An 11,807-nucleotide genomic window follows, 5' to 3' on the forward strand; every position below is an offset into this window, starting at 1 on the left:
GACTGCTTTTGGGAGCGATATGGGCGGCGCAAGGCCGCGCGGACAAAAGCAGTCAAAAAAGCCCCGTCCCAAATTAGCTGCTTTGCGGGTGGGCTATACTAGCCTCGGATGAAAGGAAGTTAGCCATGTATGACAAAGGACCCGTACCCGGCCGCAACGACGCTTGCTGGTGCGGCAGCGGCAAAAAATACAAGAAATGTCACAGCTCCTTTGATGAGCGCCTCGAGCGCCTGTGGGAAGAGGGCTGGAACGTCCTGCCCCGCACGCTCTATAAGACGCCTGCCGATATCGAGGGCATCAAGCGCTCGGCCGCCATCAACGTGGGCGTGCTCGATTATGTGGGTGAGCATATCGCCGCGGGCATGACCACCAACCAGATCGACCAGATGATCTACGACTACACCGTCGAGCATGGTGGAACGCCGGCCGACCTCAACTACGAGGGCTACCCCAAGAGCGTGTGTACCTCGATCAATGACGTAGTCTGCCACGGTATTCCCTGCGATACGGACGTACTGCACGAGGGCGACATCATCAACGTGGACTGCTCAACGATCTTAGACGGCTATTTTAGCGACTCGAGCCGCATGTTCTGCATCGGCAAGGTCTCGGCCGAGCGCCAGCGCTTGGTCGACGTCACCCGCGCCAGCGTAGAGGCGGGTCTGGCAGCCGTCAAGCCATGGCTGCCGCTCTCCGTGATGGCCGAGGCCGTACAAAAGACGGTCGAGGACGCCGGTTTTAGTGTGGTGCGCGAGTACGGCGGACACGGCATTGGCAAGGAGTTCCACGAGGACCCGTTTGTGGGCTTTACCACCGAGGCGCCCGACGTGGACACTATCATGGTTCCGGGCATGGTCTTTACTATCGAGCCCATGGTCAACGCCGGAGCACCCGACATTAAGATTAGCAAGGGCGATGGGTGGTGCGTGCGCACCAAGGACGGCAGCGACTCGGCCCAGTGCGAGGTACAGCTCGTGGTGACCGAGGACGGCTACGATCTGCTGAGCTGGTAGCCGTAGATGCGCCGGATGCTGACGGGCACGCTCGTCTTGCCTCCGGCGTTTTATTTGAACGTTTTGCCAGATAAAACCTGCCAAAATAAACCTGTCCCTTTTTGGCAGGTTGAGCGGAGAGGAATGCTTGTGAACATCCTGGTTTTGCTGCCCGTCAACGACCGCCATCGTGCAATTCTTGAGTCGAGCGCTCCGGGCGAGGATTTTATCTACACGAGCGCCGGCGACATCACGCGCGAACAGGTCGCCGATGCCGACGTGATCCTGGGCAACATCGACCCTGACATGCTCACGGCATGCGACCATCTCCAGCTGTTGCAATTGCAGACCGCCGGCTATGACGACTACCTCGCCGCCGGCACCGTGCCGGCTGAAGCCAAGCTGTCTTGCTCGATCGGCGCCTACGGTCAGGCCGTGAGCGAGCACATGTTTGCCATGGTCCTTTCCATGATGAAGCGCCTGCCCGGCTATCACGACTTGCAGCGCGAGCATCGCTGGGAGGATTTGGGGCCGGTCACCTCGCTCAAAAACGCCAACGTGCTGGTGCTGGGCGCAGGCGATATCGGTGGCCACTTTGCCACGCTCTGCCGCAGCATGGGTGCGCACGTCCGCGGCATCAAGCGCCATCCGCTCGTCTACCCCATTGTGTTTGAGGACATGGACGGCATGGATGCCCTGCCTGAGCGCCTGGCAGAGGCCGACATCGTCGCATCCTTTATGCCCAGCACGCCCGAGACCCGCGGCCTGGCGAACGCCGAGTTCTTCGCCGCGATGAAGCCGGGCGCGTTCTTTGCCAACGGCGGCCGCGGCGATCTTGTGGTCGCCGACGACCTGGTTGCCGCTCTGGAATCGGGACATCTCGCCGGCGCCGCGGTCGACGTCACCGATCCCGAGCCGCTGCCCGCCACAAGCCCGCTGTGGGATGCACCCAACATGCTCATCACGCCGCACGTCTCCGGCTGGTTTCACTTGGAGGCTACGCTCAACAATGTGGTCGACATTGCCGCGGAGAATCTGCGTCACCTGCTGGCTGGCGAAACTTTACGTTGTTGGATTGAGCATTAGATTGTTCCGGCGTTTTACCAAACGCCGGAACCCCTCGACGCTGCGAGCCCGCCGTTTGGCCAATCTGCCGTTCAATTTCAAAGGCGCGACCAGAAGGTCAGCGCCTTTTCATTTCACGGCACCTTGGCTCAAACGGCGGGCTCTCGCTGACTTTTGCTCTACCTGCGGCGGTTTCGCTGGCGTCGGCTTCATCTGCAAGCCTTAGCAGCTCCGTCTTACCGTTGACATTGCGGCATTTGCCCAGATAAAACCTGCCAAAATAAACCCGTCCTTTTTTGGCAGGTTTTAGAGCTCCACACTTTCGGCACCGTTGATGTTTAGGTCGCGCTCGTAGAAAGCCGTGAGGGCACGGATCGCGTACATCACGTCGCGCACGCCACCGGTCTCGTAGCTCGAGTGCATGGCCAGCTGCGGCAGGCCCACGTCCACGGCGTGCATGCTCGCCTGCATATTGGACAGATTGCCGAGCGTGGAGCCACCCGCCATATCGCTCTTGTTGGCAAAGGCTTGCGTGGGCACGTCTGCGTCATCGCAGATGGCCTGGAACACTGCGCGGCTAAAGGCATCGGTGCAGTAGTGCTGGTTGGCGGCTTCCTTGATGACGATACCGCCGTTGAGCACGACCTGGTTGTGGGCATCGCACTTTTCGGCGTGGTTGGGATGCACGGCGTGCGCGTTGTCGCAGCTCACGAGCATCGAGGCGGCAAGCGCACGGTGGTACGACTCGTCATCAAAGCCCAGCGACCCGTTAATGCGACGCAACGCATCGGCCAAGAACGTCGACATGGCGCCCTGCTTGGTCTCGGAGCCAACCTCCTCGTTGTCGAAGCAGCAAAAGACCGAGATGTCATGCGCATTCTCAGCGCCCAAAAATGCCTGCAGCGAGGTGTAGGCGCAGGCTAGGTCGTCGAGCTTGGGCGTCGAGATAAACTCGTCGGCCCAGCCCCAAATGCGCGCGTCCTGACGATTGACCAGGAACAGATCGCGGCCCAGAATCTGCTCGGGCTCGACGTCCAGTTCGTCGGCGATCAGAGCATCAAAGTCGCCCTGCTTAAGCTCGCCGGCGCTGATGAGCGGGCACAGGTCGACAGCGCGGTTGGGTGCAAAGCCCTCATTGACGCCACGGTTCATATGGATAGCAAGGCTCGGAATGATAGCGACCTCGCGCTCGGTGGCAAGCAGGCGGCTCTCAATACGGTCGCCCTCGCGCACCAGCACGCGTCCAGCCAGCGCCAACGGGCGATCGAACCAGGTGTAGTCGATCATGCCGCCGTAGGCCTCGGTGTTCAGGCGCAGCGTCTCGCCCGCGCCGTCAAGCTCGGGCACGGCCTTGACCTTAAACGTCGGAGAATCGCTGTGCGACGCCGTGAGCTGAAAATGATAGTCGCCGGCAACGCCGTCCTCGCCCCACGTCGCGGCCAGGTCCTCGCCCACCTTAAAGGCGATAACGCTCGAGGTGTTGCGCTGCGTGTAATAACGCCCGCCCGGCTCGATGTCCCACGCCGCATTCTCGGGCAGGTAGGTAAAGCCCGCCTCGTCGAGCTCGGCCATAATGGTCGCCGCCGTATGGAACATGCTGGGGCACGCCTCGATAAAGTCGATAAGGTCGTTGGCGGCCTCGATATCGTCGGCCGTCACATGCGCGCGTTCGGGCGTTTCCTGATCCGTCATGCTCTCCCCTTTCGCTGGGTTGATGGTCCCCTCCAGCATACCCCGCCACGACAGCGCCGCACTCTTCATTCCATGTTTAATCCCGTGCCACTCACCAGGTTGAGCCATCATGCCCGCGCTCCTTTTGCGATAATTACGCCAACAGGACGAGAGGAGCCGTCATGAAGCCACGTAACATTGCCATCGCCTGCGGTGTCGCGGGAGTCGCCGTCGGCCTTGCCGCTGCCACCGGTATCCTTTACCGCAAGCAAATCAAGTCCGCCGCGTCGCTCAAACGCTTGACCGGCTACGCGGATGGCTATGACCTGTACGCAATCGACATCGCCTACGACTACGATCTTGATCGCATCATCGCCGCTGGCGTGCGCGACGACCAGGCCTACATCGATGCCGTGGTGGCGCAGGTGCTGCCCGGTGTGCCGGCACATGTCCAGGCTCCCCAGTTTGCCTGCAGCGCTTTTGTCGCCGTAGATGCCGAAGGCCGCGTGCGCACCGGTCGCAATTACGACTTTAAGGACGACACCTCGGCGCTGCTGGTGCGCAATCACCCACGCGGCGGCTATGCCTCCATCGGGTTTGCCGCCCTTAACAACCTGGGCGATAACACTCCGCTTGACTCCGTCGCCGGACGCGCCGCCGCACTCATGGGTCCGTTTGCCCAGCTCGACGGTGTTAACGAATGCGGCGTGTCCGTTGCCGTACTCACCCTGGATTCCAAGCCCTGTGACCAGGACACGCAACGCCCTGTCATCAATACCTCGCTCGCCATCCGCCTGGTACTCGACCGTGCCGCCACCACACAAGAAGCTGTCGACCTGCTTTCCGCCTACGATATGCACGCCATGGCAGGACGCGATTATCACTTCTTTATCAACGACGCCACCGGTGACGCGCGCGTAGTAGAGTGGGATCCGCACGATCCGGACCGCGCTTTCAAAGCGACTCCTGTACGCCAGGTTACGAACTTCTACCCCTGCTATGGCGACGAAGTGCTGCCCAACCAAAAGAACGGCGAGCTGGGCCATGGTAAAGAGCGCGCCGTCGCAATTGCCGATGTCCTTGACGCCCATGTCGGTGCCCAGGACGAAACGATTGCCTGGGAAGCCCTGCGCGCCGCAGCGCAAGAGCCCAAACAGGGAGACATCACCAGCAATACGCAATGGTCGGTCGTCTTTGACAATACCGAACCCGCCGCCGCTATTACGCTGCGCCGCCACTGGGGCGACGTCGACGTCTTCGCACTGTAAGGAGCCAGGCCCGTCGACCTTACGCTCGCCTGACGTTGTTTACATTTCTATACGCTTGAGCTAACACGTTTTACCCCCGTATCAACAGTGTGCGGGGGTAAACTTATGCGCATGTTATAACTTGCCCGGAAGGATTCATCATGCTTAGGATCGGTCTTCTTACCAGCGGCGGCGACTGTCAGGCGCTCAACGCCACCATGCGCGGCATCGTCAAAACGCTTATGACCAATAGCGAAGAACCTATCGAGATTTATGGTTTTGAGGACGGCTACCAGGGCCTTATCTACAGCAGGTTCCGCGTCATGACGCCCGCCGATTTTAGCGGCATCCTCACCCGCGGCGGCACCATTTTGGGCACGAGCCGCACGCCGTTCAAGCGCCTGGACATTCCCGAGGCCGACGGTGTCGAGAAGGTGCCTGCGATGGTCCACACCTATCACAAGCTGCAACTCGACTGCCTGTTTATGCTGGGCGGCAACGGCTCCACCAAGACCGCCAACCGCCTGCGCGAAGAGGGCCTCAACGTTATCGCTCTGCCCAAGACCATCGATAACGACACCTGGGGCACCGAAATGACGTTTGGCTTTACGAGCGCCATCGACGTCGCCACCAAGTGCATCGACGACATCCACACCACCGCCTCGAGTCACGGCCGCGTGTTCGTTATCGAGATCATGGGCCACAAGGTTGGCTGGATCCCGCTGTACGCCGGCGTCGCGGGCGGCGCGGACGTCATCCTGATTCCCGAGATTCCCTACGACATGGGTAACGTCATCAAGACCATCGAGCATCGCATGGAGACCGGCAGCCGCTTTACGATCGTGGCCGTCGCCGAGGGCGCTATCTCCAAGGAGGACGCGGCGCTGCCCAAGAAGGAGTACAAGAAGAAGCTCGCCGAGCGCACGAGTCCGTCGATTGTCTACGACATTGCCAAGGAAATCGAGGCCAAGACCGGTCGCGAGACCCGCGTCGCCATCCCCGGCCACACGCAGCGCGGCGGTCAGCCCGACGCCCAGGACCGCATCTTTGCGACCCAGTGCGGCGTCGAGGCGGCACTGGGCTGCCTACGCGGCGAGTTTGGCTACATGATTGCCCTGCGTGACGGCAAGATGTGCCACATGCCGCTCGAGGAGGTCGCCGGCAAGCTCAAGTTTGTCGATCCCCAGAGCGACCTGGTACGCGAGGCCAAGGCGCTGGGCATCAGCTTCGGCGACGAATAGCCTCGGCCGAAATCCATCCCATCGGGCCCTCCGACCCCGCCCAACGTATTTCGATTTGGCTCCTCCCTTGACTCCGTCAAAGGTCGCCAATCGAAATCGTCGGTCGGGGTCGGAGGGCCCTGCGTTTACATGCTCGCCGAGGCTATTCGTCTTCTTGCTGCGGGTGCCTAGGGCAGGAGGCGCCGTGCATTTTTGGGAGTTTTCAGCAGCCGAGGGTGCCTGCATACTGAATTTTGGGCGAAAGGCAGGCGCCATGGGCCACATCTTGTAAAAACGAGCGGCTCTTGAGGCGTTGGGAGCTCAGAATCAGGGCTTTCAGCGCAGTTTTGTGCGCCCGCTCCCATACTCGTGGACTCCGGAATGCTGAATTCTCCGGAATTTGCACGCCGCCCCTGGGGGTACCTGCGGGTAAAAAGCAACCGCCCCGCCAAAATATGCATTCTGCGGGGCGGTTTATGCAATAAAGCGACTGCGGCACGTCACAGCTCGCTACAACTTGAATCCAAGAACAGGTTACTCGGCGCTCTTGAGGGCACCGACCATGTCAATCTTGTTGAGGGTACGATTGGTGGCGAGGTTGACGATAAACGTAAAGCCAAACGAAAGCACCACAGCGAGCACGAAACTCAGCGGCTCGACCTCAACATCAAAGTACAGCGACGGCATCTGAAGAACGTACGTAAAGCTCTCGGCAAGCAGGCCACCCAGCGGCACGCCCAGTGCGGTGCCAATCGCCGTAAGGATCAACGTCTCCTTATTGACGTAGTGGTGCACCTCGCCACGGCGAAAGCCCAGCACCTTGATGGTCGCCAGCTCGCGTTCGCGCTCCGAAATATTCGTATTAGACAGCGTAAACACCACCACAAACGACAGGCACGCCGCCATAAAGGTCACAAGCACTACGACCGAATTGATAATCGTAAAGTTCGACTCATAGTTCTCCCAATGCTCGGCCGTACTCGAAATCGTAAGCCAACCGTCACTCTTAAGCTTCTTGCTAAACGCAATCTGGTCGGCCGACGAGCCCTTAAGCAGCACAAAGATGCCGTTAAGACGCGCGCTTCGGCCGAACGCGCGCTCATAGGTGCCCTGCGTCATATAAAGCGTGTTGCCCAAATAATTGAGCGAGATATCGCTAACCTTGACCTTGGTAACATTGAGCGACGAATCCTGGACCTGCGCCGTATCGCCCGGCTGAATCCCCAGCACCAGCTGTGAACTCTTGCTTAAATACACGTCCCCGTCACGCAGGGCGAGCGGTTCTTTGGACTCATCCTCCAGGCGCACGTAATCGCCCAAGTCACCCGTGCGGTCGTCGGGAATCACGATGAGCTGTACGGTCTCGCTCTTACCGCCAAACGTAAAGGTGACGTTGTCGGTCATAATCGGCAGGGTCGAGGTCACGCGTACGCCGGAGTCGCTGGCCGCGCTACGCTCTTCCAGCGCCGCACACGTCTGAGCATAGTCATCGGGATTGGCGACCGCCAGCAAGTCATAGCGCGTGATGTGCCCGTACTGTTTGGGCGAAAGCGCCACCGACGTATCGCGGATGCCCATACCGCAGATCACGAGCGCCGTGCAGCCGGCGATACCGAAGATGGTCATAAAGGCACGTTTTTTGTAGCGGAACAGGTTACGCGCTGCCACCTTGTTCAAAAAGCCCATGCGGCGCCAAATAAAGCCGATGCGCTCAAGCAAGATGCGCGAGCCGGCTCGCGGGGCCTTGGGACGCATAAGCGAGGCTGGGGTCTCGGCCATCTCGTGGCGGCAGGCGATAATCGTGGCACCCACCACGCCCACGGTAAACAGCGCCACCGAGACGATCGAGGACACGATGTCGTACGAAAGCAGCATCTGGGGCAGTGAGTACATGTCGTCGAACACCGTAAACAGAAACAGCGGCAACCCCACAAATCCGATGATGTTGCCGAGTACGCCGCCAAACAGACATGCCCACAGCGAGTAGTCCACGTATTTGGACAGGATTCGCCCGCGTGAATAGCCGAGCGCCTTGTACAGGCCAATGAGCGTGCGCTCCTCCTCGACCATACGAGTGGCGGTGGTAAGGCTGATGAGTACGGCTACGACAAAGAAAATAAATGGGAAAACCGTGGCGATGGCCTCAATCGAAGAGCTGTCGCTCTCGACGCTTGAGTAGCTTGCGATGTTACCGCGATCCTGGATGTACCAAGTGCATTCGCCCAGATCGGAAAGCTCGGCGCGTGCATCGGCAAACTGCTGGTCGGTGGCGGCGCGGCGCTGGTCCAAATCGGCCTGAGCCCGAGCGCGCTCCTCACTGCCCTGGGGCATGCGGTTGATGTTGTCCTGCTCAATCCCAAAGAGCATATTCGCCTGGCGCTCGGAGGCATCTAAGCTTGCCGGCGCGTCGACCGTCAGCTCTTGGGCGCGCACCTTCTCACGCTCGTCGCGAATCTTCTCGATATTACCCTTGACCTCGTTGATCTTTGTCGTGTAGGCATCTGAATAGGAGTTGAGGCTCTTGGCTCCCTCGACGATCACGTGGACCGCGGAGTAGGAAGAAGATGTCGCGGCATCCTCGCTCACATAGAACTTATAGTCCGCAGCCGAAGCAGCGCGAAAGGCGTTGACTGTCGAGTCGGAGCTCACATCAGTAGGATCGAGGACCTCGGCCGTAATGGTGTAATCACCCGCGGCAAACTGGTCCTTGGCGCTTTGGTTCGACGAGCTCGCGTCATTGGCGGCAAAACTCACCGTGTCGCCGAGCTTTTTGCCCGAAGCCTTCAGGAACTTCGAAGTCACCGCGACCTCGCCGGCGCTCTCGGGCAAATCGCCGCTCACCAGCACCGGTTGATCGATATTCTTCCTGGAAAGGCTCTGAACGACTACACGCTCGCGCGTGGTACCCACGGCGGTGTAGGCGGTCTCGGTGTAGATGCCCTCGGCCGTCTCGACGCCGTCGACCTCTTGAATGGCCGCAAGATCGTCGCGCGTAAGGCCATAGGTCGACTGCACGTTAATGTCATAGACATTCTGCTGGTCAAAATAGACGTCGACCGAATCGCGCAGATCCTCGCAGCCCGCCTTAAGACCGCACATCACGCTCACTCCGAGCGCGGTAATGACCACGATAGATAGGAAGCGCTTAAGACTGCCTCGGATTGTGCGGGAGATGCCACGGCGAAAAACCGTCGGCGCCATATCATTTGAGCTTTGAGCGGTACGGTAGGTCGCGAACTCCCGATCGTGACCCACGTGCTCCGTATCGTGGTTTTGGCTGTTTTGGCGATCTTGGTCCATGGGCGCTACCACTCGATCGTCTCGATAGGCACGGGATTTTGCTGGACCGTCTCGCTCTCCACACGACCGCTCTTAAAGCAGATCAGGCGATCGGCCATGGGCGCGAGCGCGGAGTTGTGCGTGATGATGATGACCGTAATGCCCTGCTTGCGGCAGGTATCCTGCAGCAGCTGCAAGATCTGCTTGCCGGTTTTGTAGTCGAGCGCGCCCGTGGGCTCATCGCACAGGAGCAGCTTGGGGTTCTTGGCCAGTGCGCGGGCGATGGACACGCGCTGCTGCTCGCCGCCCGAAAGCTGCGCGGGGAAGTTGGCGAGGCGCTCGCCCAGGCCAACCTGGCGAAGTGTCTGTTCGGCATCGAACGAATCGGGGCAGATTTGCGCCGCGAGCTCGACGTTTTCGAGCGCCGTCAGGTTGGGAACCAGGTTATAGAACTGGAAGACAAAGCCGACGTCGGCGCGGCGGTATTCCACGAGCTGCGCCTCATTGGCGGAACTCACGTCGCGCCCATCCACCGTTACGGTGCCGGAAGTCGCCGTATCCATGCCGCCCAGAATGTTGAGCGCCGTGGTCTTGCCGGCACCCGAAGCACCCAAAATGATGGCGAGCTCGCCACGCTCGACCGTAAAGCTCGCGCCATCGAGCGCGTGAATGCGGGCGTCACCCTCGCCGTATGCTTTGACGACGTCTTTGAATTCGATATAAGCCATCGATTAATTCCCATCTGGTCGGATAACTCTTTAGTATTACCCATTTCGCACCGACCAAAAAGGGACAGGTTTATTTTGGTAGGTTTTATATGGGGAAACGAGGGGTGCGGGCAGGCACCAGGACTGTCCACGGCAACCATTTGACCCAAACCGTATCCACCGCTATGATGCCGCTACGGAATGAATGTCTCCGTTGGGTGCGCCAGCCAAGCTGCCGCGTTACCCTAAACCGCCTTGTTGCTGATGACTTCTGCTGTTACGTGATGCCCCTAGGCATCACGCCGCGGCAGGAGTCTTTTTTTGTTTTGGAGGAGAAGTGTCGGAAAGCAGCGCATCGAGCAGAATCAAACGTCTGCTCAACACCTATAGCGGTCTTGTGCTTATGGGTGCCGTCGGAATCCCCGTCGGTATCATCGTTGGCGCCATCTGCGCGCTCTTTGGACGCGTGCTTTTGGCGATCGGCGCCTTCCGCGACGAACACATCACCCTGCTCCTCCCCTTCCTCGCCCTTATGGGCCTTGCCATCGTGTTTGCCTACCGCGCTTGGGGCAAGGGTACCGACCGCGGCATGAGCCTGGTATTCGACGTAGGCCACGGGCGTGAGGACGCCATCTCGCCGCGCTTGGTGCCGCTCATTATGCTGAGCACGTGGGGGACGCACCTCTTTGGCGGCAGTGCGGGACGCGAGGGCGTGGCCGTGCAGATCGGTGCAACCGTCTCACATTGGATCGGCCGACGTCTACCTTTCCGAGACCCCGGCAACACGTTTTTGCTTATCGGCATGGCCGCCGGCTTTGCCGGGCTCTTTCGAACGCCCCTTGCTGCCACGGTCTTTGCTATCGAAGTACTGGTCGCAGGACGCATGGAATACCGCGCGCTGTTTCCCGCGCTTACAGCCTCGCTCGCCGCAAGTATGACCTCCGGCGCTCTGGGACTCGATAAGTTCGAGGTCGCCGTTGTCGCCTCATGCGCGCTTGATCTCCCCGGTCTTGGACGGCTTGCGGTACTAGGCATCGCGTTTGGCATGGTAGGCGGTGCCTTTGCCTGGTGCCTTGCCCATGCCAAGACCCTTGCGGCGCGGCTGCTCCCCAACCCCTATGCGCGCATCGCCGCTATCGGCATCGCGCTATCGGCGATTCTGTTCGCACTGTGGCAGGGTCGATACTGCGGCCTTGGCACCAACCTGATATCGGCGGCGCTCAACGGTAACGGTAAGGTCGCCATCATGCCTTGGGACTGGGCGCTCAAATTCGTACTCACCATCGCCACACTTGCCGCAGGATATCAGGGTGGCGAGGTGACGCCGCTGTTTTCCATCGGAGCCAGCCTGGGCGTCGTACTCGCCGGGATTCTCGGCATGCCCGCCGAGTTCTGCGCCGCGCTGGGCTACGCAGCCGTCTTTGGCAGCGCCACCAATACGCTGCTCGCACCCATCCTTATTGGCTGCGAGGTCTTCGGCTTTGGTAATCTGCCGATGTTCTTTATTGTCTGCGTCGTGGCTTACCTGTTCAACATGGATAAGTCGATCTACGCCCTGCAGAAGCGGGCGTAGAAAGATGTCCAAGCAGGTGGTCTCAACCGGAAACGGCGTCCCACTCTGAGGCT

8 protein-coding genes are annotated in these 11,807 nt (G+C 60.0%); 5 read left to right on the forward strand and 3 right to left on the reverse strand.

What is annotated here, in order from left to right:
- The first annotated feature begins 125 nt into the window (after nucleotides 1-125).
- Nucleotides 126-1,013 carry a type I methionyl aminopeptidase gene (map, locus tag ACQRAQ_RS01995; protein ID WP_427793648.1) on the forward strand — a complete coding sequence of 296 codons (888 nt, stop codon included), beginning with the start codon at nucleotides 126-128 and terminating at the stop codon, nucleotides 1,011-1,013.
- 123 nt (nucleotides 1,014-1,136) lie between these two features.
- Nucleotides 1,137-2,078 (forward strand): D-2-hydroxyacid dehydrogenase, encoded by a 942-nt coding sequence (locus ACQRAQ_RS02000; RefSeq protein WP_427793649.1) that lies wholly within the window; start codon nucleotides 1,137-1,139, stop codon nucleotides 2,076-2,078.
- Between the two features lie 285 nt (nucleotides 2,079-2,363).
- Here the strand turns inward: ACQRAQ_RS02000 and ACQRAQ_RS02005 are convergent, their stop codons facing one another.
- Nucleotides 2,364-3,749 carry a M18 family aminopeptidase gene (locus tag ACQRAQ_RS02005; RefSeq protein ID WP_427793650.1) on the reverse strand — a complete coding sequence of 462 codons (1,386 nt, stop codon included), beginning with the start codon at nucleotides 3,747-3,749 and terminating at the stop codon, nucleotides 2,364-2,366.
- Between the two features lie 161 nt (nucleotides 3,750-3,910).
- On the opposite strand from ACQRAQ_RS02005, the gene ACQRAQ_RS02010 reads away from it, so the two are divergent.
- Nucleotides 3,911-4,996 (forward strand): carcinine hydrolase/isopenicillin-N N-acyltransferase family protein, encoded by a 1,086-nt coding sequence (locus ACQRAQ_RS02010; protein WP_427793651.1) that lies wholly within the window; start codon nucleotides 3,911-3,913, stop codon nucleotides 4,994-4,996.
- Between the two features lie 140 nt (nucleotides 4,997-5,136).
- Nucleotides 5,137-6,216 carry a 6-phosphofructokinase gene (locus ACQRAQ_RS02015; RefSeq protein ID WP_154514896.1) on the forward strand — a complete coding sequence of 360 codons (1,080 nt, stop codon included), beginning with the start codon at nucleotides 5,137-5,139 and terminating at the stop codon, nucleotides 6,214-6,216.
- A gap of 513 nt (nucleotides 6,217-6,729) precedes the next feature.
- Here ACQRAQ_RS02015 and ACQRAQ_RS02020 read toward each other — a convergent pair.
- Nucleotides 6,730-9,495, reverse strand: coding sequence for an FtsX-like permease family protein (locus tag ACQRAQ_RS02020; protein ID WP_427793652.1), 2,766 nt, complete (start codon nucleotides 9,493-9,495; stop codon nucleotides 6,730-6,732).
- Between the two features lie 5 nt (nucleotides 9,496-9,500).
- Nucleotides 9,501-10,202, reverse strand: a complete 702-nt coding sequence (locus ACQRAQ_RS02025; RefSeq protein WP_427718202.1) for an ABC transporter ATP-binding protein — start codon at nucleotides 10,200-10,202, stop codon at nucleotides 9,501-9,503.
- A gap of 316 nt (nucleotides 10,203-10,518) precedes the next feature.
- On the opposite strand from ACQRAQ_RS02025, the gene ACQRAQ_RS02030 reads away from it, so the two are divergent.
- The gene (locus ACQRAQ_RS02030; RefSeq protein ID WP_427793654.1) at nucleotides 10,519-11,754 is read left to right on the forward strand and encodes a chloride channel protein; all 1,236 of its coding nucleotides are present in this window, start codon (nucleotides 10,519-10,521) and stop codon (nucleotides 11,752-11,754) included.
- The last annotated feature ends 53 nt before the right edge of the window (nucleotides 11,755-11,807 follow it).

Source organism: Collinsella sp. SGI.178 (assembly GCF_050313495.1).
In the GTDB taxonomy this organism is placed as follows: Bacteria; Actinomycetota; Coriobacteriia; order Coriobacteriales; family Coriobacteriaceae; genus Collinsella.